Raw genomic sequence first — 25,785 nt, 5'->3', positions numbered from 1 at the left:
CGTCAAATGTCGTTATAATCACGCCATTCGGGCGAATTATTTTAAAAACTGAGGCAAGTGTTATGGTACCTGTGGTCGCGCTGGTTGGGCGTCCCAATGTGGGAAAATCTACGCTATTTAACCGTTTAACACGCACACGTGATGCGCTGGTGGCGGATTTTCCTGGACTGACTCGCGATCGCAAATATGGTCGCGCCGAAGTGGAAGGGCGCGAATTCATTGTTATTGATACCGGCGGTATTGATGGCACCGAAGAGGGCGTAGAAAACCGCATGGCGGAGCAGTCGCTGCTGGCGATTGAAGAAGCCGATGTGGTGCTGTTTATGGTGGATGCGCGCGCGGGCGTAATGCCGGCGGATCAGCAAATCGCTAATCATCTGCGTGCCCGTGAGAAAGCCACCTTTGTTGTCGCCAACAAAACTGACGGTATCGACCCGGAAGCGGCGGTGCTCGATTTCTATGCGCTGGGCTTAGGCGAGATTCACGCCATTGCAGCTTCGCATGGCCGCGGCGTTAACAACCTGCTGGAAACCGCACTGTTGCCGTGGATGGAAGAAATCGTTCCAGAAGTCGAGCTCACTGAAGAAGAAGAGAACGCTGCTTATTGGGCCGATTTAGAAGAAGAGAGTGAGAAGGCGCTGGAGGAAGAGGAAGAAGAAGATTTCGACCCAACCACACTGCCAATCAAACTCGCTATCGTTGGCCGCCCGAACGTGGGTAAGTCAACGCTAACTAACCGCATTCTTGGCGAAGACCGTGTCGTGGTCTTCGACATGCCGGGCACCACGCGCGACAGCATCTATATTCCGATGGAACGTGACGGACGTGAGTATGTCCTGATTGATACCGCTGGCGTACGTAAGCGCGGTAAAATCACCGAAACCGTCGAAAAATTCTCAGTTATCAAAACGTTGCAAGCGATCGAAGATGCTAACGTGGTAATGCTGGTGATTGATGCCCGTGCCGGAATCTCCGATCAGGATCTCTCGCTGCTCGGCTTTATCCTGAACAGTGGGCGCTCACTGGTGATCGTGGTCAACAAGTGGGATGGCATGACGCAGGAAGCCAGAGATGAAGTCAAAGAGATGTTGGACTTCCGCCTGGGCTTTATCGATTTTGCGCGCATCCACTTTATTTCCGCCCTGCACGGCAGCGGCGTCGGCAACCTGTTCGAATCGGTGACCGAAGCGTACGACTGCTCTACCAAACGTGTGGGCACCGCAATGCTGACGCGCATTATGACCATGGCCGCCGACGATCACCAACCGCCGTTGGTGCGGGGTCGCCGCGTGAAGCTGAAGTATGCGCACGCCGGTGGTTATAACCCGCCAATTGTGGTGATTCACGGCAACCAGGTGAAAGATCTGGCTGATTCCTATAAGCGTTACCTGATGAACTACTTCCGTCGTTCACTCAACGTTATGGGGACGCCGATTCGCATTCAGTTCAAAGAAGGCGATAACCCGTACGCGGGCAAACGCAACCTGTTGACGCCAACGCAGCAGCGTAAACGTCAGCGTCTGATGTCGCATCTGAAGAAGAACAAGCGTTAAGATGAGAAGGGCCCAGCAGGGCCCTTTTTTTTCACCTGTAACTTGTGGTGGCGCCATTTATGGCGACCGCCATCCAAAGCGCAGAGGACAATGGATGAACTTTTCCTGCCCAACCTGTCAGCAACCACTCACTCTCAGTGGAACCGGTTTTGACTGCCCCAATTGTGAACGTCATTTCGATCGTATCGCCTTATGCCCGGATTGCCATCAGCCGTTACAAGTGCTGAAAGCCTGTGGCGCTGTCGACTACTTTTGTCAGCACGGCGACGGTCTCATCTCGAAAAAGCGCGTCGAATTTACGCCTGACTTCATCGCAGGTTAAAAGCTCCGAATTCCACGCCTAGAGTTATTAACAAGTTACGCCTGGATTTGTAGCAAAAATGCTATTAACCAGTGACTGCCGCGTTATGGATATTCACTTTTTATTGTACCAGGTGGTACAATCCTGCCGCCTTGTCGCGAGAATCACTCTCACCTACGTTGTGTCCTCGCTCACAAGCGCCGAATCACGGGCATTGCACCCGTATCAATAGATATAAAATAAAGCGTAACGGAATAGTTCCTGTCTCCCGCTGCGGCTGGGGCCTTGTCATCGGCTGCCACAGATTTATCGGCGCCAGCGCTTTATTTTTTCAGGAGAGTTTTTGTTATGGCAGAAAATTCCGCTCGTCCCGGCAAAGGGCTGAGCATCTGGTCCGTACTGTTTGGCCTGGTCTTGCTGGCAATCGGCTTGTTCTTCGCAATCGGCGGCGGCAAGCTGGTCGCGCTGGGCGGCAGCTGGTACTTCCTCATCGCCGGTATCGTTATGTTGCTGTCGGCCATTCAGTTCTTCCGTCGCAAATCATCCGCCGTCACCCTGTTTATTCTGGTGTTTGCTGGCACGCTGATTTGGTCACTGTTTGATGCAGGCCTGCATTTCTGGCCGCTGGTCTCGCGCTTGATGGTGCCGGCCGGCTTGATGCTGTTTGCATTCCTCACCTGGCCAGCCCTGCGTAAAAGCGAAGGCAAAAGCTCCCTGGCGAAAGCCTCTTATGTGCTGTCTGCGGTGATCGTGGTGGGCATGGTGGCGACTTTCGTGCAGATGTTCCAGCCGCATCCTACCGTGGCATTTGACGGTAAACAGCTGCCGCTGATTCCGGTCGATAAATCAAAACCTCAGCAAGACTGGAGCAGCTACGGCCGTACGCCGGGTGGCGACCGCTTCGCTGCCATCGATCAGATTACCCGCGACAACGTGAAAGATCTGCAGGTTGCCTGGACTTTCCACACTGGCGATACGCCAATCAGCCCAACCGGTAACGGTGCGGAAGATCAGCAAACCCCGCTGCAGGTAGGCAACACGCTGTTCCTGTGCACCCCGCATAACAATGTGATTGCGGTTGCCGCAGACAGCGGTAAGGAAATCTGGAAACGCGAAATCAACGCGCAGGCAGAAGTGTGGAACCGCTGCCGTGGCTTAGCCTATTTCGATGCGACTAAACCCCTGCAGCAGCCAACCGAGCCGGGTTCAACGCCGGTTACTGCCGCTGTGCTGCCTGCTGGCGACACCTGTCAGCGTCGTATTCTGATGAACACCATTGATGCGCGTCTGATTGCTATCAACGCCGACAACGGTGAGCTGTGCGACACCTTCGGTACGCACGGTGTGGTTGACCTGAAAACCGGTCTGGGCAGTGCGCCAGATCCGCAATATCAGCTGACGTCACCGCCAGCGATGGCCGGTACCACTGTTGTTGTGGGTGGTCGTGTCGCCGATAACGTACAGACCGACATGCCTGGCGGCGTGCTGCGTGGTTTTGACGTCATCACCGGTCAGATGCGTTGGGCGTTTGACCCAGGCAATGACGACCCCAATGCGGTGCTGATGCCGGGTAAAAATTACACCCGCAGTACGCCAAACTCGTGGGCGCCAATGTCTTACGATCCGGCAATGAACACCGTGTTCCTGCCGATGGGTAGCTCGTCAGTGGATCTGTGGGGTGCGAACCGTACCAAACTGGATCACACTTACGGCGCATCAATTCTGGCGTTGGATGCCACCACCGGTAAGCAGAAGTGGGTTTATCAGACCGTGCATAACGATCTGTGGGACTTCGACCTGCCAATGCAGCCGAGCCTGGTCGACTTCCCGATGAAGGATGGTACCAACAAACCAGCCGTCGTTATCGGCGCGAAAACCGGCATGATCTGGGTGCTGGATCGCCTGACCGGCAAGCCTTTGACCAAAGTTGAAGAGCTGCCGATGCCGCAGGGTCACATCCCGAACGAGCAGTACACCAAAACTCAGCCGCACTCTGTGGAAATGCCAAATATCGGCAACCAGAAAATGACGGAATCGGATATGTGGGGGGCAACACCGTTTGATCAGCTAGCGTGCCGTATTGCCTTTAAAGGCATGCGTTACGATGGTCTGTTCACCGTGCCGGATACCGATAAATCCCTCAGCTTCCCAGGTTCACTGGGTGGTATGAACTGGGGCGGTATCTCGTTTGACCCGAACAACCAGTACATGTTCGTTAACGACATGCGTCTGGGCCTGTGGGTACAGATGATCCCACAAGACACCAGCAAAACGGCGGCCAGCAACGGCGGTGAAGCCATCAACACCGGTATGGGTGCGGTTCCGCTGAAAGGTACACCGTACGCGGTGAACAAAAACCGCTTCATGTCGCCGCTGGGCATTCCGTGCCAGGCTCCGCCGTTCGGTACGCTGTCAGCGATTGATATGAAAACCCGTCAGATTGTGTGGCAGGTGCCGGTGGGTACGGTAGAAGATACCGGTCCGTTTGGTATCAAAATGCGCGCGAAAATGCCAATTGGTATGCCGACCTTAGGCGGCACGCTGGCAACGCAGGGTGGCCTGGTGTTCATCGCGGGTACGCAGGATTACTATCTGCGCGCTTTCGATAGCTCAACCGGTAAAGAAGTGTGGAAAGCACGTCTGCCAGTCGGCAGCCAGGGCGGTCCAATCAGCTACGTTTCGCCGAAAACCGGCAAACAGTACATCCTGATCTCCGCAGGCGGTGCACGTCAGTCGCCAGACCGTGGTGATTACGTGATTGCTTACGCGCTGCCAGACAGCAAGTAAGTTAAAAAAGGAGAAAGGCCGACATCATGATGTCGGCCTTTTTTTTATCACCCTCCGTGGCACATCTCTTCCTTTAAGGCACCTTAATTACTGCTGCTTAGAAGGGCGACGGCTTTTTTGACCTCCTTTTCTTCCAGCTTCCCTGGCTCTTTCAGGATCGTTTCTGAAATTACCCCCACTGACTTTGCCGCCAGCGCTACCGGCTTCCCTGGCGCGCTCCGGGTCCTCTGCAAAGTTCCCGGCACCACCTCGTTGCTTTTTTTGTGTCATAGCAGAGACCTCATCTAAGGGTGTTTTCTTCGACGTGGACTAGCTAGCCACATAATGAGTATAGTCAATCAGTTACGCTCTGCCTTGAGAGATCTCCGATAACCTATTCACCGTCTCGCCACAGCGATTGCAGCTCGGGGGGCGCCAGTTGTTCGGGAATTAAAATCACGAAATTTCCCGCTTCGCGATGGGTGGCGTAGGTGATTTGAATGCGGAAGTAGCGCTGATCGCCACGACCGACATTTGCCGCCTGATCTTCCGTTTCCCCCAACGGCATTGCCTGTTCCAGTACTTCGCAGACGCGCTGCTTTTGCGGTTCCGGCAGTTCCGCCAGCGCAAAGCGCCGTTCGCCGCGCAGTTTAGGGATAAAAGCGATTCCGCCTTCCCGCGCCAGCTCGATGATTGCGTCATCGGTCAGTTGGATGTCCATGTTACGCCTACCTGCTGCCAGGCGGATTGAATCTTTTCCGCCACTGAGCTGTTGAATCGTTGATTGGCGTGCTGCACGGTAAAGCGCGCAAAGGTGCTGAAATCGGCATCCTGCGGCAGCGTTTTGTCGCACAGCGTGTCGTACCACGCTTGACCGGCCTGTTCCCACGCAAAGCCGCCCAGCGCTTTAGCGGCGAGGTAGAAGGCGCGATTGGGTATGCCAGAATTGAGGTGCACGCCGCCGTTGTCGTCACGCGTTTCGATGTAGTGCGCCATATCGGCCGGTTGCGGATCTTTACCCAGCACCGGATCATCGTAGGCCGTTCCCGGTGACGACATCGAGCGCAATCCGCGCCCGTTGATGCCCTGCGCCAGTAACCCTTCGCCGATAATCCAGTCGGCCTGATCGGCGCTCTGCTTGAGGTGAAATTGTTTCACCAGCGAACCAAACACGTCAGACATCGATTCATTCAGCGCGCCTGCCTGTTGGAAATAGATCAATCCCGCTTCGGTTTCTGTCACGCCGTGCGTCAGCTCGTGCGCCACCACATCCAGCGCGATAGTGAAGCGATTGAAAATCTCGCCGTCACCGTCACCAAACACCATCTGCTGCCCGTTCCAGAAGGCGTTCTGATACTCCTTGCCGTAATGCACGGTGCCATCGAGCTTCAGGCCTTTATTGTCCAGCGAGTTGCGTTGGTAGATTTGCCAGAAGAAATCGTGGGTAATGCCGAGATAGTTCCAGGCTTCTTCGGCTGCAACATCACCATTTCCCGGCTGGCCTTCTTCGCGCACCAACGTGCCGGGCAGATTTTGCGTCCCTTCGGCGTCATAGATAGCACGCAGCACCGTGCCTGGCTGAGCGGTGGCGGTGCTTGCTGGTTTAGCGTTATGTTCGCCCATCAAGTGCTGGACGTGGGTGAGGGTGCGGCGCGCGTAGTCTTGCTGCGCGCCGGAGCAGTTATCAATGATATTGCGCAGAATGTAGGGAGGAATAACGCTGTAAGACATAAAAAACTCCTGGCCATTGAGGTACATGCCAGAAGTATAGTTTTCCCGCTATGAACGCGCTTTGCGGCTCCGGGATTTCTGCGGCTCGAGTGCGGTAACCTGGCTTTCCACCCAACCATCGTCCAGCCGGGTGCGCAGCAAGTCGCCTTTGCTCAGCTGTTGAGTTTTCTTCACCACCTGACCTTGGGTGTCGGTGGTTACGCTGAAGCCACGCGCCAGCGTTGCCAGCGGGCTCACGCCTTCCAGCTGTGCCGCCAGCGTGCCAAAGCGCTGACGATTGTGATTGAGCTGCTTCTCCATGCCCTGCTGTAAGCGATAGTGCCATTGCTGGAGCTGCTGCTGAGCGCGCAGAATACGTCCCTGCGGCTGCTGGGCGTTAAGGCGTTGCAGCAGGCGATCCTGCTGACGATTGGCCACACGCATGCGCTGGTCCATTGCTTCACCGAGACGGCGCTGCAGCTGGAAGAGCGCGGTTTGCTGGCGTGCCAGACGCAGCTGTGGATGCTGCTGCTGCAAGCGGTGCTGAATGCGCGTGAAGCGACGCTGCTGCTGAGCCATATAGAAATCCATCGCCATCTCCATGCGCTGCTGCTGCGACTGCAAACGGCGCAATAGTTCAAGCTGATTACGGCTCACCAATTCTGCCGCAGCTGACGGCGTTGGCGCACGTAAATCCGCTACGAAGTCAGCGATAGTGACATCGGTTTCATGCCCAACGGCGCTGACAATCGGCAGGCGGCTGGCAAAAATCGCCCGCGCCACGCGCTCGTCATTGAAGCTCCACAAATCTTCCAGCGAACCGCCGCCACGACCGACAATCAGCACGTCACACTCATCGCGCTGGTTAGCCAGCTCAATGGCACGCACAATGCCAGCCGGCGCATCCACGCCTTGCACCGCGGTGGGATAGATAATCACCGGCAGTGAAGGATCGCGTCGATGCAGCACGCGCAGCACGTCGTGCAGCGCCGCGCCGGTGGCGGAGGTAATCACGCCCACCTGACGCGCCGGATCCGGCAGCGGCTGTTTGAACTGTTGATCGAATAAGCCTTCCGCGGCTAAACGCGCTTTCAGCTGCTCGAATTGCTGCTGCAGCAAGCCTTCACCGGCCGGATGCATGCTTTCGATAATCAGCTGATAATCGCCGCGCGGCTCATACAGCGTGATGCTGGCGCGCACTAACACTTGCTGGCCATGTTGAGGACGGAAGGTGACGCGACGGTTGCTGTTGCGAAACATCGCGCAGCGCACTTGTGCGCCATCATCCTTCAACGTGAAGTACCAATGACCGGAAGAGGGCTGAGTGAAATTTGAAATTTCAGCGCTGAGCCACACCAGGCCCATCTCATTTTCCAGCAGTTGGCGCACCGTGGTGTTCAGGCGGCTGACGGTAAAAATATTGGCGGTTGGCGGTAGCGACATGTGATGTAGATCAAATTTTAAATCAGAGGGTTAATCAACTGATACTACATTGCTTGCCCCGAGGATCAAGACATTTTCTGAAAAAACACTGGAGGCAATCGGTTTCGGCCTGTATAATGCCGCGGCAATATTTTATCTGTTTTAATCGCCCCCAGGTGGAGATATTGCAATGTTAAGAATCGCTAAAGAAGCCCTCACATTTGACGACGTTCTGCTCGTTCCCGCTCACTCCACTGTCTTACCGAACACCGCTGATCTAAGCACTCAACTGACGAAAAACATCCGTCTGAACATCCCCATGCTCTCCGCTGCAATGGACACCGTGACCGAAGCCGGTCTGGCAATTGCGCTGGCGCAGGAAGGTGGTTTGGGCTTTATTCACAAAAACATGTCAATTGAGCGCCAGGCGGATGAAGTTCGTAAGGTGAAAAAACACGAAAGCGGCGTCGTTACCGATCCACAAACCGTGCTGCCAACCACCGCGCTGGCGGCGGTGAAAGAGCTGACCGAACGTAACGGCTTCGCCGGCTACCCGGTCGTGAACACCGACAACGAGCTGGTGGGCATCATCACGGGCCGTGACGTGCGTTTTGTTACCGACCTGACCTTACCAGTTTCCGCGGTGATGACCCCGAAAGAGCGCCTGGTAACGGTGAAAGAGGGTGAAGCACGCGAAGTTGTGCTGCACAAAATGCATGAAAAACGTGTTGAGAAAGCGCTGGTTGTTGATGACAGCTTCCACCTGCTGGGCATGATCACCGTTAAAGACTTCCAAAAAGCCGAACGTAAACCTAACGCGTGTAAAGATGCGGAAGGCCGTCTGCGCGTAGGCGCTGCGGTTGGTGCCGGTGCGGGCAATGAAGAGCGCGTTGATGCGCTGGTTGCTGCCGGTGTTGACGTGCTGCTGATTGACTCATCACACGGTCACTCTGAAGGCGTGCTGCAGCGTATTCGTGAAACCCGTGCAAAATACCCGAACCTGGAAATCATCGGCGGCAACGTTGCCACCGGCGCAGGCGCATTGGCGCTGGCGCAGGCCGGCGTGAGCGCGGTGAAAGTGGGGATCGGTCCTGGCTCAATCTGTACCACGCGTATCGTCACTGGTGTTGGCGTGCCACAGATCACCGCGGTTTCTGATGCGGTTGCCGCGCTGGAAGGCACCGGCATTCCGGTTATCGCTGATGGCGGCATCCGCTTCTCTGGCGACATCGCTAAAGCGATTGCAGCAGGCGCAGCGGCCGTCATGGTCGGTTCTATGCTGGCTGGTACCGAAGAGTCTCCGGGCGAAATCGAGCTGTATCAGGGCCGTTCGTTTAAGTCTTATCGCGGTATGGGTTCACTGGGCGCGATGTCTAAAGGCTCTTCAGATCGTTACTTCCAGAGCGATAACGCCGCTGACAAACTGGTACCGGAAGGTATCGAAGGCCGCGTGGCCTATAAAGGCCGCCTGAAAGAGATCGTGCACCAGCAGATGGGCGGCTTACGCTCTTGCATGGGCCTGACGGGTTGCCAGACCATTGACGATCTGCGCACCAAAGCGGAGTTCGTGCGTATCAGCGGCGCGGGCATCAATGAAAGCCACGTGCATGACGTGACCATCACCAAAGAGTCACCAAACTACCGCATGGGTTCATAATCCCGTAAAATTTAGCGCCCGGCACCCGCCGGGCGCTTTTATTATTAAGTCCATCCCAATGGAAACGCCTCAATGACGACTGAAAATATTCATAAACATCGCATTTTGATCCTCGATTTTGGTTCTCAGTATACGCAGCTGGTTGCGCGCCGCGTGCGCGAGCTGGGTGTCTACTGCGAACTCTGGGCGTGGGATGTCACCGAAGAGCAAATTCGCCAGTTTAACCCGAACGGCATCATTCTCTCTGGCGGTCCGGAGAGCACCACCGAGCTGAACAGCCCGCGTGCGCCGGAATACGTGTTTAACGCGGGTGTGCCAGTGTTGGGCGTCTGCTACGGCATGCAGACCATGGCGATGCAGTTGGGCGGCAAGGTTGAAGGCTCTAACGAGCGCGAATTTGGTTATGCGCAGGTTGAAGTGCTGACTCAGAGCGCGCTGGTGCGTGACATCGAAGATGCGATTAGCGCAGCAGGTAAACCGCTGCTGGACGTTTGGATGAGCCACGGCGACAAAGTCACCGCCATCCCAGCCGGTTTCGAAACCGTTGCCAGCACCGAAACCTGTCCGTTTGCCATCATGGCTAACGAAGAGAAGAAATTCTACGGCGTGCAGTTCCACCCGGAAGTGACGCACACGCGTCAGGGCCTGCGCATGCTTGAGCGTTTCATTCGTGACATCTGCGGCTGTGAAGCGCTGTGGACGCCAGCCAAAATCATCGAAGATGCGGTTGAGCGTATTCGTCAGCAGGTTGGCGATGACAAAGTGATTCTCGGTCTGTCTGGCGGCGTGGACTCTTCTGTGACCGCGATGCTGCTGCATCGCGCCATCGGCGAGCGTCTGACCTGCGTGTTCGTGGATAACGGCCTGCTGCGTCTGAATGAAGCTGAGCAGGTGCTGGAAATGTTCGGTGACCACTTCGGTCTGAACATCGTGCACGTTGCGGCAGAAGCGCGCTTCCTTGATGCGCTGGCGGGCGAGAACGATCCCGAAGCCAAACGTAAAATCATCGGCCGCGTATTCGTAGAGGTGTTTGACGAGCAGGCGCTGCGTCTGGAAGACGTGAAGTGGCTGGCACAAGGCACCATCTATCCTGACGTGATCGAATCGGCGGCTTCTGCCACCGGTAAAGCGCACGTGATCAAATCGCACCACAACGTGGGCGGTTTGCCGAAAGAGATGAAGATGGGCCTGGTTGAGCCGCTGAAAGAGCTGTTCAAAGACGAAGTGCGTAAAATCGGTCTGGAACTCGGCCTGCCGTACGACATGCTGTATCGTCATCCGTTCCCAGGTCCAGGTTTGGGCGTGCGCGTGCTGGGCGAAGTGAAGAAAGAGTACTGCGACCTGCTGCGCCGTGCAGACGCTATCTTCATCGAAGAGCTGCATAAAGCTGACTTGTACAACAAAGTCAGCCAGGCGTTCACCGTGTTCCTGCCAGTACGTTCTGTTGGCGTGATGGGCGATGGTCGTAAATATGATTGGGTTGTTTCACTGCGTGCGGTGGAAACCATCGACTTTATGACAGCGCACTGGGCGCACCTGCCGTACGATTTCCTCGGCCGCGTCTCTAACCGCATCATCAACGAAGTTAACGGCATTTCCCGCGTGGTTTATGATATTTCAGGTAAACCACCTGCGACGATTGAGTGGGAATAAATCCTGCTTTGATTACTGCGTAAAAACGAAGCCCGCTTAATTGCGGGCTTTTTTTTCAAACCTTCTGATGGCAAATCATGCGGCTAAATGTACGCATAGTTCGTGAATACAAATGCCCCCGTTTCGATGCAAGATAGCGAGTAATTTTTACTCATCAGGATGCCGTCGATGTTGCCTTTCAAAGCCGTACTGATCTCTTTTCTTTGCATCATCTTGCTTTCATTAGGCGCGAGCTTGGCGCAGGCAACGCGAAGCGGTGAGCTCACCTCTGAACGCGGTGGCTGGGCATCAGCAAGGCGCGATTCGGCCGGTATCGCACCGGATCCGCAGCGTTATGCGGCAGAAGCTATCGTGCAGGTTTATGCTGCGCCGACTTATGGCTGGAAGGGCGCGGTGGCGGTGCATCCGTGGATTATCTTCAAGCGCGCCGGTGAAACCCGCTATAACCGTTACGAAGTGATTAGCTGGGGCAGCGGCGATAAAGTGCGTCGTAACAGCAATCTTCCCGATGGTTATTGGTACGGTGCGAAGCCGCGTCTGCTGGTTGACCATCGCGGCAGTAGCGCAGAAGCGATGATTCCGCAGATCGAAGCGGCCATTAAATCCTATCCCTGGCCGACCACGTATCACGCCTGGCCGGGACCCAACAGCAATACTTTTATGGCGCATATCGGCCGCGAGGTTCCGGCATTGAAGCTCGACCTGCCGGCTAACGCGCTCGGCAAAGATTATCGCTCGCTGCTTAATCCGGTAGGTTTACCACCTTCAGGTCGCGGCGTGCAGCTTTCCCTGCTGGGCGTGTTGGGTGTGACGGTTGGCGCGGAAGAGGGGCTGGAAGTGAACTTGCTGGGATTAAACATGGGGCTGGATTTCACACCATTTAGGCTGCGTCTGCCGTTTATCGGCGGCATCGGTCAGAATAATGTGCAGCGAGACAATCCCTAAAAGTGGCCCCGATTTGGGGCCATTTTTTTAACAGACGCCGAAATCGCCGTCTTCGTGATACAGATTCACGCTATCGGCTCTGACTTCAATTTCACGCTTGATGTGATCGTCAACGCGAGCGCACCACAGCATATCGCCTTCCACGCGCAGCACCTGCATCTTTGGGCCACCGGTCTTAGACTGCACAAAATCATCCACGTTAAACATGCTTCTTCTCCTTCAGGTCAGTGATAACAACAGAGTCTATATGCACTTCAGGCGCTGTGCGCTTGATTTTGTGCGCTCTCTTCCAGCAAAAACTGAATCAAAGCGCGTTGAGACCGTTCTGGTTATTTTCTGCAGCATTCGCCGCTGAAATAGTACCGAAACACTTCGCGGTTGTCAGTTGACAACTTATTGCGGTGAGCATAAGGTAGGCAGCGATGTCAGAGAGGAAGCGGCATCCGCATAAAGCGGTCGAAGGAGCTTTGCGATATGCAGAAGCGAGAGGTTGGAAGATTGCCGTTGGCGGTCACCATGCGTGGGGCAAGATGTACTGCCCAGATAATTCGACAGAGTGTCGATGTGGGGATTACTGCATTACCTGCATCTGGAGTACGCCAAAAAATCCTGAAACGCATGCCAAACTGTTACGGCGCGTGGTGGATAACTGCAGTGAAAACCCTAAGCGGGTTAAGTGACGAGGAGTGAAACATGGAATTTGAGTTTACGCTGCGTTTTCAGCTCAACGATGAGAGCGACATCGATGAAGTGATCGAACGGCTCGGCTCGCAAGGCTGCACTGATGCGTTAATTGGTGCGGGGGTGGCGGGAAAATTAAGCATGACGTTCTGCCGCGAAGCCAGCACTGCACAGGACGCGGTACGCAGCGCGCTGGATGATGTTTTTCAGGCATTGCCAGATGCGGAACTGATTGAAGCCGCGCCAGATTTAGTCGGGCTGACGGATATCGCAGAGTTAATTGGTGTTTCGCGGCAGAACATGCGCAAGCTGATGCTCAGCCATAGCCCGCAGTTTCCGCGTCCGATTCATGATGGAAAAACAGCCATATGGCATTTAATCGATGTACTGGAGTGGTTAAATCAGCGTGGTTCAACGCGGGTCAATCCAGCACTGAGTGAACTGGCGCGCGCAACGTTGCAACTCAATTTACAGCAGATGCTGCAACGTTACGCACACTGTTTAAAGCCTTAATGATGCAGCAAAAATATCGTCGCCAGACCAAGGAAGATAAAGAATCCGCCGGTATCGGTGATCGCGGTGATCAGCACGCTAGAGCCAACGGCGGGATCGCGTTTCATTTTGGTCATGATTAACGGAATCAGCACGCCCATCAGCGCGGCCAGCAGCAGGTTCAGCACCATCGCCAGCATCATCACGCCGCCGAGTTGCAGGTTGTCGTACATCAGCCAGGTGACGCCGCCCATAATGCCGCCCCAGAACAGGCCGTTAATCAATGCCACGCCGAGTTCACGCATGATCAGGAACGAGAAGTTACCCGGTTCAACCTGATGCAGCGCCAGCGCACGCACAATCATGGTAATGGTTTGATTGCCGGTGTTGCCGCCGATGCCGGCGACGATTGGCATCAGCGCAGCCAGCGCAACCAGCTGCGATATGGTGGCTTCAAACAGGCCAATCACGCGCGAAGCGACAAATGCGGTACACAGGTTAACCGCCAGCCAGGCCCAGCGTTTGCCCACCGCTTTGCGCACCGGCGCAAACACGTCTTCGCCCTGGCTTATACCCCCCATTTTACGGATGTTGCTTTCGTTCTCTTCGTTCACCAAATCGACCACGTCTTCAATGGTGATACGGCCAATCAGTTTGCCTTGAGCATCGGTGACCGCAGCGGAGATCAGGTTATAACGTTCAAACGCGCTGGCGGCGTCTTCCGCTTTATCGTTGAGCTGAAACGTGGTGGGATGCGAATTCATCACTTCTGCGACCAGCATCTTCGGTTTGTTGAGCAGAATATCAGTGAGCGTTAACTCACCTACCAGTTGATTCTGTTCGTCGGTGATAAAGATCTTATCGGTGCCGTCAGGCATTTTTTTGCCTTTACGCAGATAGCGCTGCACCGTGGCTAAGGTCACGTCAGAGCGCACCGTCAGGATATTGAAATCCATGATCTGCCCGACGCGATCGCGATCCAGCTCGATCACGCTCATCAGTCGCGCGCGCAGGCTAGGTTCAAGGGTGGTGAGCAGACGTCCGGTTAAATCGCGCGGCAGGTAGCGCGCCAGATATACCTGATCGTCGATATCCAGCGGCTCGATGGCGTGCAGAATATCGCGATCAGACATTTCTTCCGTCAGGCTGGCCCAAACGGTTTCTGAAGCCTCAACCAGAACGTGACCGCGCTGTGCCGTCGGCACTAAACGCCACAGCGCCTGACGCTCTTCTTCCGGCAAGGCTTCGAGGATGTCGGCTAAATCCGCGGCGTGCAATTGCTGCAGCTCAAGCTCTAATTCATGACGCCAGTCGGTGATATCACGCAGTTCGGCGGCATTCAGATCGACGGATTTATCCAGCAGAACATCAACCAGATCGTGCTCGTTGAGCAGCAGGTTGAGAATGTGATGACGGGTTTCAGCTAATTTTTGTGAATGCGAAGCAGACATAACGCGTTCCTTGTGTCTGTAAAGTCAGCTCACAGTGTAGCGCGTTGCGGGTAACAGGACGTAAAAAGCAGCATTGTCTCAAAGGACAATGTTTAGCAGCGACAGCCGACCCGCAAATTATTTAGCGCGAATCACTGGTGCTCAGCGTGACCGGTTCAGGGATGGCTTTCTTTTGCTGATGATGCTCGATGGCACCGGGAATGATGAAAAGCAGGCGGCCAAACAAAATTAAGAAGCTGACCAGTAAAACAATGCGGGTCATGGTGCCAGTTTTGGGACGTCTTCGTGCAGAGATAGCGCTGTTCACGCGGGGTGGTTCCTGTAAATGCCCGATGGGCGAAGGCAATATTTAGTCACACTTAGATCGCTAAAGCAATCGCTGTGTGAAAAATGAGCAAAAAAGATTCAGCGCACTGATCGACATCAGACAATCTAACGGCCGCACAAGGCGGCCGTTAACTCAGTAGCTGGCTTTCTGCGCCAGCAGCGTGGCAAAACGGGTTTTAATGCGGTTACCGTTTTCATCACGACGATGCAGTTCACCGACCTCTTCGTTGTATTTCACAATATGCCAGTTGCGGTAATAGTGGCTGAGTTCACCGGATTTAAACGCAAATGGGAAGTTTTGCGTATTGGGATAATCATCGGTATCCATCGCCGCCACAATCAGGTTGTAGCCATATTTACGCGTGCTGGCCTGCATATCGGCAATCAGCTGCGGAATGGTTGCCGGCTGCAGGAACATCATCACCACGGTCGACAGCACAAACTGATAACTGCCGTTGAAGCGCACGCTATTGAGATCGCACAGCTCGGTGTGAATGTTCTGTAGATTCTCTTCCGCAATGATGCTGTTCAGGCGCTCCAGACTGGCGGGATTGCTGTCCCAGGCCGTCACGTCAAAGCCATGCTGATTGAGAAACAGACTATTGCGGCCCTGGCCGCAGCCCAAATCCAGTGCTTTCCCTACTTCAAGATGAGGCAGGGCCGCCAGCACTTCAGAATGGGTCGGCGTGAGACCGTATTTTTCAGCGTAATAGTTATCGGGGCGTGTAGTCATAACCAGATTGCGGGCCAGCTGCCCGCATTACTCCTCTTCTTCCAGCATCAGTTTCCAGCCGGTGACATCATTCCAGTAAGCTTGCTCGCGTTCCAGATCCAGCTGCACCAGCGTATTCTGGCTCAGGAAGCCGGCAGGGAAGGTCAGCGTCCAGTGGCCGTCGTCGGTGCTGAGCTTGAGAGAATCCGGTTTGGTGGTCGCCTGGCGCTGATTATTCAGCAGCGTGCCAAGACGCAGCAGGAATACCATCGGCAGAAACTGTTTCTTTTTAAACAAGGTGAAACGCGGCATCTCATCCTGCTTCACCGCTTTGCGGTGATAACGTACCAGCGTGGCCAACAGCATCTGTTGATCCTGATTAAAGCCCGGCATGTTGGAGTTCTGCAGGATGTAAGCCGAATGGCGCTGCATGCCGCTGTGATTGATGGTCAATCCCACTTCATGCAGCAGCGCGGCCCATTTCAGCAGCGCCGACAGTTGTGGATTGGCTTGCTTGGGATTCTGCTCCTGCCACTGCAAATAGAGCTTCTCGGTGGTTTCCAGCACACGGCGCGCCTGATCGCTATCAATCGCATAGTGATTTGCCAGACTTTGCGCGGTGCGGCTGCGAATGTCCTGATGACGGAAACGGCCTTCCATCTCATACAACACGCCTTCACGCAGTGCGCCGTCAGAGAGACGCAGCTCGCGAATCGCTAACGCATCAAACACGCCACACAAAATTGCTAAGCCCGGTACAAATACCGCCTTACGCTCTTCCGACAAGCCCGGCAGGCTCAGCGCATTAAACGACTTATGCTTCAGTACTTCGCTGGTCAGCAACTCCAGCGTCTCTGGCGTAATCAGCTTCTCTTTTTCGCCCATCGCCAGCAGCACTTCGCAGGCCGCTTTAATGGAGCCCGACGCGCCCAGCGCATATTGCCAGCCGTGCAAACGATATTGCCACGCCATGGTTTCCAGCTTTTGCGCAGCGGAGAGGCGCGCACGGCGGAAGTTTTCTGGCGTAATTTCGCCTTTGGGGAAGAAGAGATTAGCGAAGCTGACGCAGCCCATGCGGCGGCTCTCTACCAGCTGCGGCTCAAAGTCTTCCCCAATCACCAGTTCGGTGGAGCCGCCGCCGATATCGATCACCAGCTTGCGGCCTTTTTCCGGCTGCGTGTGCTCTACGCCCATAAAAATCAGACGCGCTTCTTCGTTGCCGGAGATCACCTCGATCGGATAGGGAATCACCTCGGCCGCGCGCTGCAGAAACTCTTCCGCATTGCTGGCGATACGCAGCGTGTGCGTGCCGACGATCGTCACGTTGGCGGAACTGAAGCCCTGCAAACGTTCGGCGAACAACGCCAGACAGCTCAGCCCGCGCTCGATCGCTTCTTCACTCAGGCGATTGTGCGCATCCAGCCCATCGGCCAGATGCACGCGCTGTTTCAGGCGTCCCAGCACTTGCAAAGCGCCATCCACCACGCGGGCAATGACCATATGGAAGCTGTTCGAGCCGAGGTCGATTGCCGCGAATTCCTGAGGTTTCGGCGTACTTTTATGTGAGATTGGCATAGGCGTTATTCGGGTTGTTCCAGTTTCTTGATGTAGTCATAAATGGCCAGTTGCGAACGCACCTTTTTACGGTTGCCGCGCGGCACATAACGATTACTCAGCTCTTTATCGACGATGCGGGCTTTCACCGTATCACTAAACAGAATGGCGATGATGTCCAATATGCGCTGCTTCACGCGGGGATCAAGAATCGCCACGGCTACTTCAATGCGGTGGTCTATGTTACGCGTCATCCAGTCCGCGGAAGAGAGGAACACCTTTTTCTCGCCGCCGTTCTCAAAAATATAGACGCGGTCGTGTTCGAGATAGCGGTCAACGATGCTGGTAATGCGAATATTTTCACTGATGCCCGGTAAATCAGGAATCAGCGAACACATGCCGCGCACCAGCAGATTCACTTTCACGCCTGCCGACGAGGCGGCGTAAAGTCGATCAACTAAACCATTATCCACCAGGTTGTTGATCTTCAACGTAATGCCAGCAGGATTGCCTTGCTGCGCGTTGGCGATCTCGGCATCAATGAACTTATACAGCACGTCACGCGAGTTCTGCGGTGACACCAGCAAATGCTCGAAAGTGACCGGACGATACGGATTCTCAATGAAGTTGAACACGCGACGCACTTCATTGGTGATGCGCGCATCGGCGGTCAGCAATGAATAGTCAGTATAAATGCGCGCGGTTTTTTCGTTGAAGTTCCCGGTACCGATATGCGCATAACGCACCACTTCTTCGCCTTCACGGCGCGAAATCAGGAACAGCTTGGCGTGAATTTTCAGACCCGGCGCGGAGAAGATCACATGCACGCCCGCTTCGGTCAGGCGTTTCGCCCAGCGGATGTTGGCCTCTTCATCGAAGCGCGCCTGCAGTTCCACCACCACCGTGACTTTCTTACCGTTATAGGCGGCGTGAATCATCGCATCCATGATGCGCGAGTTTTTCGCTACGCGGTAAATATTGATCTTAATCGCAAGCACGTTCGGGTCGAACGAGGCCTGACGCAGCAGCTCCAGCACATGCTCAAAGGTGTGATACGGATAGTAGAGCAGCACATCGCGATTGCGGATGGCGTCGAAGCCGTTGCGGAAGCCGTCAAAGCCGATGTGGCGAATTTGCGGCAGCGGACGGTTCTCCAGATTGCTTTTACCAACGTTCGGGAAGCCAATGAAATCTTTGAAGTTATGGTAGCGGCCGCCGGGCACTATCGAATCGTAGTTCGAAATCGACAGCTTATGGCGCAGCATTTCCACCATCGCATCCGGCATATCGCGCTGATAAACGAAACGGACCGGCTCGGCATTGAGACGCTGCTTCAGGCTCGACGACATCAGCTCCAGCAGGCTCGATTCCATCTCTGTAACCAGATCGTATTCGGCGTCGCGCGTCATCTTCATCGAATAGGCGTTCAGCGTATCGTAATCGAAGAAGCCTTTGAAAATTTCATCGAGGCAATAGCGCAGGATGTTATCCAGCAGAATCATTGGCTTGCGCCGGCGTGGCGACTCAGCCGGCAAGTTTATAAAGCGCGGCACTTTATCCGACGGGATCTCCAGCAGCGCATAACGAATATCGTCGCCGCGAATGATCTCCACCGCCAGATAGGTGTAATCGTCTTTCAGGAATTCGATCAGATCGGTGTCATGGTTAATCAGAATCGGCGTAACGTGCTGGCGTAATTGATGTTTGAAGTAGTAGCGCAGCCACTCTTGCTGATTCGGTGACAGTTGACGTTCGTTAATCAGGAAGATCTGATTACGCGCCATTTCCAGCAGCAGATCGTTGTAGAGCGCATCAAACTCCTGATCCGATTTCTGCACCCGCAGCTGAATTTTCTTTAACAGATGCCGCAAAGAGGTCGGTTTGCCTTGCTCTTCGCTGATCAGAATTCGCCGCTTGAGATCGGCAAAGCGCACTTTATAGAACTCTTCGAGGTTATTGGAGTAAATCCCGAGGAAGCGCATGCGTTCAATCAGCGGATTACTTTTATCCGAGGCTTCCTGTAACACACGTTCATTGAAGCTTAACCAGCTTAATTCTTTTTCTATATACAGCTTATCCTGACCCATTCTGACTCCGAGATGCTGATGCTGGACGGAATGTCCGGCGGAAAAGACGCAAAAATGCGTTACCGCTCAGTGTCCGTCACCATTATGGCGAGAGTATGGCAGGCTTGTCCAACGTCAAAGGTTGTCTTATCAATCAGCTACGGGCAACATAGCGACTTGTTTCCACCGGTAACCTGGCCTGCATGAGCATAAATCGTATTCCCGTCCACTTTAGCGACCGTCGTCGACGCGCCACTGATAATTTAGTGCGCCGCGTCGTCACAGCTTGCGGCGTGGGAATTTTGCTGCTGATGTTACTGCTGTTCTTCTGGTTGATCTGGGTGGTGTTGCCGCTGTTTAGCGCGCCGGGAATGCATGCCACCACCAATATTCAGCTGTGGGACAAAGCCCCAATGCTGGCGATGGGCAGCGACGGCCATTTAGGCTGGCGCATCAGCCGCAACGAAGCGCGCTTTATTCCGCTTGATGGTCAACCTGCCGCTCCCGCACTGGCGCTGAATGGCAAACCCGATGCGGCGATCGCAAGCTTTGATAACCGCAGCGTGCTGCTCAATATGCAGGGCGAACTGCTGTTAATGCAACCGGTTATCCGCAACGGCAGCGGCGAATGGGGCTTCCCGCTCGGCGATCGTCCACTGCGCTTACCGCAAGGCCCGGTCAGTAACATGGCGCTGACCGCTCTCAACGACCATCAATGGTTGATCGCGGCGCAAACCGCAGCCGGCATCAGCCTGCTGACGCTGGAAAATCAGCAAAAAGTGAATCAGATCCTGTTGCCCCAGCAGCAGGCCGATCATCTGCTGCTGTCGCCGGATGGCACCTTGCTCTACGCCAGCAGCGGGCGCTTACTGCGCGTGTGGCAAATCACATCTGATGGCGCACAGTTACGTGAAACGCAAACCCTCAATCTGCCGCCGCAAAGCCTGCATATGCTGGCCGGTGGACGCACCTTGCTGATTCAGGATGCGCAGGGCGTGCAGCAATGGTTCGCTATCGCCAGTAATAATGGGCCGCGCTTACAACAGATTCACACCTTCAACGGCAGCCAGCAGGCGCGCGGAATAACGCCGGAGCCGCAGCGCCGCGTGTTTGCCACTTACGATGCGCAGGGCACGGTTCAGCTGTTCGCCAGCAAGCAGCAGGGCGCGATTTTAACGCGTCAGCTGGCACCGGGCATTCAGGCACTGGCCTTCGCGCCGCACGGTGATGCCTTGATCATTGAACGCGCCGGGGAGTGGCAACAGTTTGCGCTGGATAACCCGTGGCCGGACTTCACCTGGCGCAACCTGTGGCAAAAAATCTGGTACGAAAACTATCCGCAGGCCGATTGGGTATGGCAATCCACCGCGGCGGGCGACAGCTATCAAGCCAAGTTCAGCCTGATGCCGCTGGTACTGGGCACGCTGAAAGCCGCCTGTCTGGCGCTGCTGTTTGCCACGCCGCTGGCGCTGGCTGCCGCGATGTATACCGCCTGGTTTATGTCGCCGGGTTTACGTCGCTGGGTGAAACCGGCGATCGAAATGATGGGCGCGCTGCCCAGCGTGGTAATTGGTTTAATCGCTGGCGTGTGGCTGGCACCGCACATCAGCACCGCGCTGGTTGGCGTGCTGCTACTGCCGCCGGTGTTGGCCGCGACCTTATTATTGTGCGGCGTGCTGAGTCCGCGTTTGCCGGCCAGCTGGCGACGTCCCGGTTTTGAAGTGATTCTGCTGCTGCCGCTACTGTTAGTGGTGACGTTGCTGACGCTGTGGCTGCCAACGCTGTTCTGGCCGGAGATTGGCGAGCGTTTAGCGCATTACGAACAGCGCAACTTATTAGTTGCTGCACTGGCGATGGGTTTTGCACTGGTGCCGCTGATTTTCACCTTATCGGAAGATGCGCTGTTCAGCGTGCCGGGCGCGCTCGGGCAGGGCTCGCTGGCGCTGGGCGCCACGCCGTGGCAAACCCTGACGCGCGTAGTACTGCCGGGTGCCTCCGCGGGCATCTTCGCCGCCTTAATGATTGGCTTTGGCCGCGCCGTCGGCGAGACGATGATTGTGCTAATGGCCACCGGCAACACGCCGGTTAGCGAAGGCGGCTTATTTGCTGGCCTGCGTGCGCTCTCCGCCAACATTGCCATTGAGATGCCTGAAGCCGCAGCGGGCAGCGGGCATTATCGCATTCTGTTCCTCAGTGCGTTGTTACTGTTGATCTTCACCTTGGTGATTAACACCATCGCCGAGTTGATTCGTCAGCGCTTGCGCCAACGCTACAGCCAGCATGAGGGCCACGGATGACGGCGATGAAACAAAACGATCGCTGGCGCTGGCTCACCGCCGGCGCCGTCGCGGTTTGCCTGCTGGCGTTTACCTTGCTGATTGGTTTGCTCGGCTGGCAGGGCGTGCGTGCCTTCTGGCCGCAGCCGGTCGATCAATATCAGTTCCAGCCGCCGCAAGGCAGCCCGGTGATGGTGCTGGGTGAAACCTTGCAAAAGCAGCAGCAGGGCGAACAGTGGCGCTATGTGGTGAAAACCGGCAACCGTGATTTTGCCGCGCCGGATTTCCGCGTGCTCTACAGTCAGGGCGAGGCGAAAACCCGTCGTCCTGCTGATGTGTTGGTGCTGCAGCGCCGCAACGGCGGCAACGCCTATGGCTGGCTGGTGGAGCTGCGCCAGGATAACGAAGTCATGACCGCTCAAAGCCGCGATGCCTTGCTGCATCAGCGTTTGCAGCAGGTACATGAGCAGCTGCGCCAGGCGAGTAACATCCGCCGCATTGAGATGGCGCGCCTTAATGCACAGCTGGAAAGCCTGCAGCAGCAGGCCGATGAGCAGCAGCGTAACGGCCGCTTCAGCCTGGAAGTGCAGTCTGAGTTTGATGCCAATCGCACGGCGTTACAGCGCCGCTTTAACGCGCTGGCGCAGCAGTTAACTCATCTGCAGCACGAAAGTCAGCGCGATACGCTGGTGCTGCGCGATGTGAACGGCGTGGATCACACCATCCCATTGGCGCAGGTGGTGGATGCGTGGTATCCGAATGCCATGACCTTAACCAACAAAACGCTGCACTTCTTCGGTCAGATTTGGCAATTCGTCAGCGATTCACCGACTTCCGGTGGCGGCGAGAGCGGGACGTTTCCGGCAATTTTTGGCACCGTGCTGATGGTGCTGTTGATGTCGATTATCGTCATGCCGCTCGGCGTCATCGCGGCGGTATGGCTGCACGAATACGCCGGACGCAATGCGTTGACGCGGCTGGTGCGCATCGCGGTGGTGAATCTTGCGGGCGTGCCGTCAATTGTCTACGGCGTGTTTGGCCTCGGTTTCTTTGTCTGGCTGATTGGCGGCACCCTCGACCAGCTGTTTTTCTCCAGCGCCTTACCCAATCCGACTTTTGGTACGCCGGGATTGCTGTGGGCCGCGCTGACGCTGGCGCTGCTGACGCTGCCGGTGGTGATCGTTGCCACCGAAGAGGGATTGTCGCGCATTCCGGATAATCTGCGTCAGGGATCGCTTGCGCTGGGCGCAACGCAGGCGGAAACGCTGTGGCGCGTGGTGCTGCCGCTGGCGGTACCGGCCATGCTCACCGGCTTGATTCTGGCGGTGGCGCGTGCGGCCGGAGAAACCGCGCCGTTGATGCTGGTGGGCGTGGTGAAGATGGTGCCTGAGCTGCCGGTTGATGCGGTGTTCCCTTATCTGCACCTCGATCGCAAATTCATGCACCTCGGTTTTCAGATCTACGATTTGGCGTTCCAGAGCCCCAACATCGATGCTGATCGACCGCTGGTTTACGCCACCGCTTTGCTGCTGGTGGTGATCATCCTGTCGCTCAATCTGCTGGCGATGGCGTTGCGCCATCGGCTGCGTGAGCGTTACCGGATTATGACGCACTAAAAAGGTTTCTGATGACGCCCGATTACGACATTGCCCTTAGCGTTAATCAGCTGTCGCTGTGGTATGGCGAACGCCAGGCGCTGAATAACATTGATCTGCAGATTCCGAAGAACCGCATCACGGCGTTGATTGGTCCTTCCGGCTGTGGCAAATCGACGCTGCTGCGCTGTTTCAATCGCATGAATGATGTGATCGATCGCTGCCGCATTGAAGGTGAGATTCTGCTCGGTGATTACGCGGTGATGCAGGCGAATCAGGATCTTCCCGCACTGCGTCGCCGCATTGGCATGGTGTTCCAGCGGCCGAATCCGTTTCCTAAATCGATCTACGAAAACGTGGTATACGGCCTGCGCTTGCAGGGCGTGCGCGATCGTCGCGTGCTGAATGAAGCCTGTGAGCGTGCGCTGCGCGCGGCGGCGTTGTGGGGCGAAGTGAAAGATCAGCTGGGGCAGAACGCGTTAACGCTCTCTAACGGCCAACAGCAGCGTTTGGTGATTGCGCGCGCCGTTGCCATCGAGCCGGAAGTGTTGCTGCTGGATGAGCCCACTTCGGCACTTGATCCGATCTCAACGCTGGTGATCGAGGAGTTGATGACCACGCTGAAGCAGCATTTCACGCTGGTGCTGGTGACGCACAATATGCAGCAGGCGGCACGCGTGTCGGATTACACCGCGTTTATGCACAACGGTCAGTTGGTAGAGTTTGACGAAACCGACAGAATCTTCACCTCACCGAAAGCGCGGCGCACAGAAGATTATATTACGGGAAGATTTGGTTAAAAAAGTCTGCGATTTGTAGCGGCGCAATTTATTGCGCAATGCCCGGATGGGCACGATGTTGCCATCGAAATGCGCGATAAATCGCGCCGCTTCGGAATATGCATAACATTCAATCGTGAGCATAGCCTTGCGTCGGTAATAACTGACCATCCAGCCATGCTTTACCTTCACGCATCTGCAAACGCCCATCAACAAACCAGCTGATCACCAGCGGATAGATCGCGTGTTCCTGATGCTGCACGCGCGCGCTGATCTCGTCTTCGCTGTCGCCAGCAAACACCGGCACGCGCGCCTGCAAAATAATCGGTCCGCCATCCAGCTCGTCAGTGACAAAATGCACTGAGGTGCCATGCTCCTCGTCGCCGTTTTCCAGCGCCTGACGATGCGTGTGTAAGCCCGGATATTTTGGCAACAGCGACGGATGAATATTCACCAGACGATCGTGATAGTGCGCGACAAAAGCGCTGCTGAGGATGCGCATATAACCGGCCAGCACCACCAGATCCGGCGCGTAAGCATCAATCTCCTGCATCAGCTGGCGATCAAAGGCTTCGCGGTCGGCAAAATCACTGGCGGCTAACGCAAGTGACGGGACGTTGGCTTCCCGCGCGCGCGTTAAACCATAGGCGCTGGCTTTATTACTGAAAACGGCAGCGACGCTGCCGTTGATACGCCCGCTTGCGCAGGCGTCGAGGATGGACTGAAGATTGCTTCCGTTGCCGGAGATCAGTACAACCAGTTTTTTCATGGATTGATAACCACACGCTCTTCTGAATCAGACGCTTTAATCACACCGATTTTCCACGCTTTTTCGCCCGCGTCGGTCATCAGCTGTACCGCTTTATCGGCTTCTGCCGGGCTCAGCGCAATCACCATGCCCACGCCGCAGTTAAAGGTGCGGTACATTTCGTGACGGCTAACGTTGCCTGCCTGCTGCAACCAGCTAAACACAGACGGCCACTGCCAGCTGCTCTCTTCCAGCACCGCCTGGGTGTTATCTGGCAGCACGCGCGGGATATTTTCCCAGAAGCCGCCGCCGGTCAGATGCGAAATCGCATGCACATCAACCTGTTCGATCAGGCTAAGGATGTTTTTCACATAGATGCGGGTTGGCGCCAGCAGGTGATCGGCCAGTGATTTACCATCCAGCTGTTTGGTGGCCGGATCGGTCTGGCTGACTTCAAGAATCTTGCGCACCAGTGAATAACCGTTCGAGTGTGGGCCGCTGGAACCCAGCGCGATCAGCACGTCGCCGTCCTGCACTTTCGAACCGTCAATGATCTCTGATTTTTCCACCACGCCAACGCAGAAACCCGCCACGTCGTAATCTTCGCCGTGGTACATGCCTGGCATTTCAGCGGTTTCACCGCCGACCAGCGCACAACCCGACTGCAAGCAACCTTCGGCGATGCCGGTGATCACCGATGAAGCGGTTTCCACATCCAGCTTGCCGGTCGCGTAATAATCGAGGAAGAACAGCGGCTCAGCACCCTGAACAATCAGGTCGTTAACACACATCGCGACCAGATCAATGCCGATGCTATCGTGGCGTTTGAGATCCATCGCCAGACGCAGCTTGGTGCCGACGCCATCGGTTCCGGAGACCAGCACCGGCTCGCGGTACTTCTGCGGCAGCGCACAGAGCGCGCCGAATCCGCCCAATCCACCCATGACTTCCGGGCGGCGGGTTTTTTTCACTACGCCTTTAATACGGTCAACCAGATCGTTACCAGCATCGATATCAACACCGGCGTCTTTGTAGCTGAGAGAGGTTTTGTCGGTCACTGCGGAATCCCCACGCGAGTTGCGGTTGGTGGCAAAAAT

The 25,785-nt window shown here is 55.6% G+C and carries 23 protein-coding genes; 11 read left to right on the top strand and 12 right to left on the bottom strand.

Annotated elements, in window-relative coordinates; all coding sequences use genetic code 11:
* Positions 1–62 precede the first annotated feature (62 nt).
* The 3 genes from der to AAF463_RS14340 all read left to right on the top strand — a co-directional run bounded on the left by der (position 63) and on the right by AAF463_RS14340 (position 4,641).
* Positions 63–1,553, top strand: coding sequence for a ribosome biogenesis GTPase Der (gene der, locus AAF463_RS14350; protein ID WP_271461299.1), 1,491 nt, complete (start codon positions 63–65; stop codon positions 1,551–1,553).
* Positions 1,554–1,647: 94 nt separating this feature from the next.
* On the top strand, positions 1,648–1,875 hold the full coding sequence (locus AAF463_RS14345) for a zinc ribbon domain-containing protein (protein WP_350260985.1): 228 nt from the start codon (positions 1,648–1,650) through the stop codon (positions 1,873–1,875).
* Between the two features lie 327 nt (positions 1,876–2,202).
* Positions 2,203–4,641 (top strand): glucose/quinate/shikimate family membrane-bound PQQ-dependent dehydrogenase, encoded by a 2,439-nt coding sequence (locus AAF463_RS14340; RefSeq protein ID WP_110866468.1) that lies wholly within the window; start codon positions 2,203–2,205, stop codon positions 4,639–4,641.
* An 87-nt stretch (positions 4,642–4,728) separates the two neighbouring features.
* Here the strand turns inward: AAF463_RS14340 and AAF463_RS14335 are convergent, their stop codons facing one another.
* The 4 genes from AAF463_RS14335 to xseA form a co-directional block, all read right to left on the bottom strand.
* Positions 4,729–4,911, bottom strand: coding sequence for a general stress protein (locus tag AAF463_RS14335; RefSeq protein ID WP_045814915.1), 183 nt, complete (start codon positions 4,909–4,911; stop codon positions 4,729–4,731).
* A gap of 103 nt (positions 4,912–5,014) precedes the next feature.
* Positions 5,015–5,341, bottom strand: a complete 327-nt coding sequence (locus tag AAF463_RS14330; RefSeq protein ID WP_222211859.1) for a protealysin inhibitor emfourin — start codon at positions 5,339–5,341, stop codon at positions 5,015–5,017.
* Positions 5,326–6,351, bottom strand: a complete 1,026-nt coding sequence (locus AAF463_RS14325; RefSeq protein WP_210081471.1) for a M4 family metallopeptidase — start codon at positions 6,349–6,351, stop codon at positions 5,326–5,328. The genes AAF463_RS14330 and AAF463_RS14325 overlap by 16 nt, the downstream gene beginning before the upstream one ends.
* 48 nt (positions 6,352–6,399) lie before the next feature.
* On the bottom strand, positions 6,400–7,773 hold the full coding sequence (gene xseA / locus AAF463_RS14320; RefSeq protein WP_350260984.1) for an exodeoxyribonuclease VII large subunit: 1,374 nt from the start codon (positions 7,771–7,773) through the stop codon (positions 6,400–6,402).
* Between the two features lie 169 nt (positions 7,774–7,942).
* Here xseA and guaB point away from each other — a divergent pair, with 169 nt between their 5' ends.
* The 3 genes from guaB (at position 7,943) to AAF463_RS14305 (ending at position 12,007) form a co-directional block, all read left to right on the top strand.
* Entirely contained in the window at positions 7,943–9,409 is a 1,467-nt protein-coding gene (gene guaB / locus AAF463_RS14315; protein WP_101763497.1) for an IMP dehydrogenase, read from the top strand.
* A 72-nt stretch (positions 9,410–9,481) separates the two neighbouring features.
* Positions 9,482–11,062, top strand: coding sequence for a glutamine-hydrolyzing GMP synthase (gene guaA / locus AAF463_RS14310; RefSeq protein ID WP_101763498.1), 1,581 nt, complete (start codon positions 9,482–9,484; stop codon positions 11,060–11,062).
* Between the two features lie 168 nt (positions 11,063–11,230).
* Positions 11,231–12,007: a DUF3750 domain-containing protein gene (locus AAF463_RS14305; RefSeq protein ID WP_008108318.1), complete on the top strand. Its 777-nt coding sequence runs from the start codon at positions 11,231–11,233 to the stop codon at positions 12,005–12,007.
* Between the two features lie 27 nt (positions 12,008–12,034).
* On the opposite strand, the gene AAF463_RS14300 is transcribed toward AAF463_RS14305, so the two are convergent.
* A complete protein-coding gene (locus AAF463_RS14300) occupies positions 12,035–12,214 on the bottom strand; it encodes a DUF2158 domain-containing protein (RefSeq protein WP_101763499.1) in 180 nt (59 codons plus the stop codon).
* A 215-nt stretch (positions 12,215–12,429) separates the two neighbouring features.
* Here AAF463_RS14300 and AAF463_RS14295 point away from each other — a divergent pair, with 215 nt between their 5' ends.
* Both AAF463_RS14295 and AAF463_RS14290 read left to right on the top strand, forming a co-directional pair.
* Positions 12,430–12,687: a hypothetical protein gene (locus tag AAF463_RS14295; protein WP_225608130.1), complete on the top strand. Its 258-nt coding sequence runs from the start codon at positions 12,430–12,432 to the stop codon at positions 12,685–12,687.
* Between the two features lie 13 nt (positions 12,688–12,700).
* Positions 12,701–13,201, top strand: coding sequence for a DNA-binding protein (locus AAF463_RS14290; protein WP_350260983.1), 501 nt, complete (start codon positions 12,701–12,703; stop codon positions 13,199–13,201).
* Here AAF463_RS14290 and mgtE read toward each other — a convergent pair.
* The 5 genes from mgtE to ppk1 all read right to left on the bottom strand — a co-directional run bounded on the left by mgtE (position 13,198) and on the right by ppk1 (position 19,311).
* A complete protein-coding gene (gene mgtE, locus AAF463_RS14285) occupies positions 13,198–14,631 on the bottom strand; it encodes a magnesium transporter (protein ID WP_110866477.1) in 1,434 nt (477 codons plus the stop codon). The two genes, AAF463_RS14290 and mgtE, sit on opposite strands and share 4 nt — an antisense overlap.
* A gap of 121 nt (positions 14,632–14,752) precedes the next feature.
* A complete protein-coding gene (locus AAF463_RS14280) occupies positions 14,753–14,938 on the bottom strand; it encodes a YfgG family protein (protein WP_110866478.1) in 186 nt (61 codons plus the stop codon).
* A 153-nt stretch (positions 14,939–15,091) separates the two neighbouring features.
* The gene (tehB, locus tag AAF463_RS14275) at positions 15,092–15,691 is read right to left on the bottom strand and encodes a tellurite resistance methyltransferase TehB (protein ID WP_245250861.1); all 600 of its coding nucleotides are present in this window, start codon (positions 15,689–15,691) and stop codon (positions 15,092–15,094) included.
* A 27-nt stretch (positions 15,692–15,718) separates the two neighbouring features.
* On the bottom strand, positions 15,719–17,245 hold the full coding sequence (gene ppx, locus AAF463_RS14270; protein ID WP_101763505.1) for an exopolyphosphatase: 1,527 nt from the start codon (positions 17,243–17,245) through the stop codon (positions 15,719–15,721).
* A gap of 5 nt (positions 17,246–17,250) precedes the next feature.
* Positions 17,251–19,311 (bottom strand): polyphosphate kinase 1, encoded by a 2,061-nt coding sequence (gene ppk1 / locus AAF463_RS14265; RefSeq protein ID WP_101763506.1) that lies wholly within the window; start codon positions 19,309–19,311, stop codon positions 17,251–17,253.
* A gap of 182 nt (positions 19,312–19,493) precedes the next feature.
* Between ppk1 and AAF463_RS14260 the strand changes: the two genes are divergently transcribed.
* From AAF463_RS14260 to pstB, 3 genes are read left to right on the top strand one after another with little or no spacing between them, the layout of a single operon-like run.
* A complete protein-coding gene (locus AAF463_RS14260; RefSeq protein WP_350260982.1) occupies positions 19,494–21,587 on the top strand; it encodes an ABC transporter permease subunit in 2,094 nt (697 codons plus the stop codon).
* On the top strand, positions 21,584–23,182 hold the full coding sequence (pstA, locus tag AAF463_RS14255) for a phosphate ABC transporter permease PstA (RefSeq protein WP_350260981.1): 1,599 nt from the start codon (positions 21,584–21,586) through the stop codon (positions 23,180–23,182). The genes AAF463_RS14260 and pstA overlap by 4 nt, the downstream gene beginning before the upstream one ends.
* An 11-nt stretch (positions 23,183–23,193) precedes the next feature.
* On the top strand, positions 23,194–23,961 hold the full coding sequence (gene pstB / locus AAF463_RS14250) for a phosphate ABC transporter ATP-binding protein PstB (RefSeq protein WP_350260980.1): 768 nt from the start codon (positions 23,194–23,196) through the stop codon (positions 23,959–23,961).
* A 109-nt stretch (positions 23,962–24,070) separates the two neighbouring features.
* Here the strand turns inward: pstB and purN are convergent, their stop codons facing one another.
* Together purN and purM are read right to left on the bottom strand one after the other, a co-directional pair.
* Entirely contained in the window at positions 24,071–24,709 is a 639-nt protein-coding gene (gene purN / locus AAF463_RS14245) for a phosphoribosylglycinamide formyltransferase (RefSeq protein ID WP_350260979.1), read from the bottom strand.
* On the bottom strand, positions 24,706–25,746 hold the full coding sequence (gene purM, locus AAF463_RS14240) for a phosphoribosylformylglycinamidine cyclo-ligase (protein WP_350260978.1): 1,041 nt from the start codon (positions 25,744–25,746) through the stop codon (positions 24,706–24,708). The genes purN and purM overlap by 4 nt, the downstream gene beginning before the upstream one ends.
* Positions 25,747–25,785 lie beyond the last annotated feature (39 nt).

Origin of the sequence: Pantoea sp. BJ2 (assembly GCF_040255075.1) — a bacterium.
Lineage (GTDB): Bacteria > Pseudomonadota > Gammaproteobacteria > Enterobacterales > Enterobacteriaceae > Pantoea > Pantoea leporis.
This window is presented reverse-complemented; position numbering and strand designations above follow the sequence as displayed.

Bases quoted from the DNA above. Each gene is read 5' to 3' on its own strand.
- AAF463_RS14345 (WP_350260985.1), top strand. From the start codon at position 1,648: ATGAACTTTTCCTGCCCAACCTGTCAGCAACCACTCACTCTCAGTGGA.
- pstA (WP_350260981.1), top strand. From the start codon at position 21,584: ATGACGGCGATGAAACAAAACGATCGCTGGCGCTGGCTCACCGCCGGC.
- AAF463_RS14295 (WP_225608130.1), top strand. From the start codon at position 12,430: ATGTCAGAGAGGAAGCGGCATCCGCATAAAGCGGTCGAAGGAGCTTTG.
- AAF463_RS14340 (WP_110866468.1), top strand. From the start codon at position 2,203: ATGGCAGAAAATTCCGCTCGTCCCGGCAAAGGGCTGAGCATCTGGTCC.
- tehB (WP_245250861.1), bottom strand. From the start codon at position 15,691: ATGACTACACGCCCCGATAACTATTACGCTGAAAAATACGGTCTCACG.
- AAF463_RS14325 (WP_210081471.1), bottom strand. From the start codon at position 6,351: ATGTCTTACAGCGTTATTCCTCCCTACATTCTGCGCAATATCATTGAT.
- AAF463_RS14335 (WP_045814915.1), bottom strand. From the start codon at position 4,911: ATGACACAAAAAAAGCAACGAGGTGGTGCCGGGAACTTTGCAGAGGAC.
- pstB (WP_350260980.1), top strand. From the start codon at position 23,194: ATGACGCCCGATTACGACATTGCCCTTAGCGTTAATCAGCTGTCGCTG.
- AAF463_RS14330 (WP_222211859.1), bottom strand. From the start codon at position 5,341: ATGGACATCCAACTGACCGATGACGCAATCATCGAGCTGGCGCGGGAA.
- AAF463_RS14300 (WP_101763499.1), bottom strand. From the start codon at position 12,214: ATGTTTAACGTGGATGATTTTGTGCAGTCTAAGACCGGTGGCCCAAAG.
- ppx (WP_101763505.1), bottom strand. From the start codon at position 17,245: ATGCCAATCTCACATAAAAGTACGCCGAAACCTCAGGAATTCGCGGCA.
- AAF463_RS14305 (WP_008108318.1), top strand. From the start codon at position 11,231: ATGTTGCCTTTCAAAGCCGTACTGATCTCTTTTCTTTGCATCATCTTG.
- xseA (WP_350260984.1), bottom strand. From the start codon at position 7,773: ATGTCGCTACCGCCAACCGCCAATATTTTTACCGTCAGCCGCCTGAAC.
- mgtE (WP_110866477.1), bottom strand. From the start codon at position 14,631: ATGTCTGCTTCGCATTCACAAAAATTAGCTGAAACCCGTCATCACATT.
- guaA (WP_101763498.1), top strand. From the start codon at position 9,482: ATGACGACTGAAAATATTCATAAACATCGCATTTTGATCCTCGATTTT.
- purN (WP_350260979.1), bottom strand. From the start codon at position 24,709: ATGAAAAAACTGGTTGTACTGATCTCCGGCAACGGAAGCAATCTTCAG.
- ppk1 (WP_101763506.1), bottom strand. From the start codon at position 19,311: ATGGGTCAGGATAAGCTGTATATAGAAAAAGAATTAAGCTGGTTAAGC.
- der (WP_271461299.1), top strand. From the start codon at position 63: ATGGTACCTGTGGTCGCGCTGGTTGGGCGTCCCAATGTGGGAAAATCT.
- AAF463_RS14260 (WP_350260982.1), top strand. From the start codon at position 19,494: ATGAGCATAAATCGTATTCCCGTCCACTTTAGCGACCGTCGTCGACGC.
- guaB (WP_101763497.1), top strand. From the start codon at position 7,943: ATGTTAAGAATCGCTAAAGAAGCCCTCACATTTGACGACGTTCTGCTC.
- AAF463_RS14290 (WP_350260983.1), top strand. From the start codon at position 12,701: ATGGAATTTGAGTTTACGCTGCGTTTTCAGCTCAACGATGAGAGCGAC.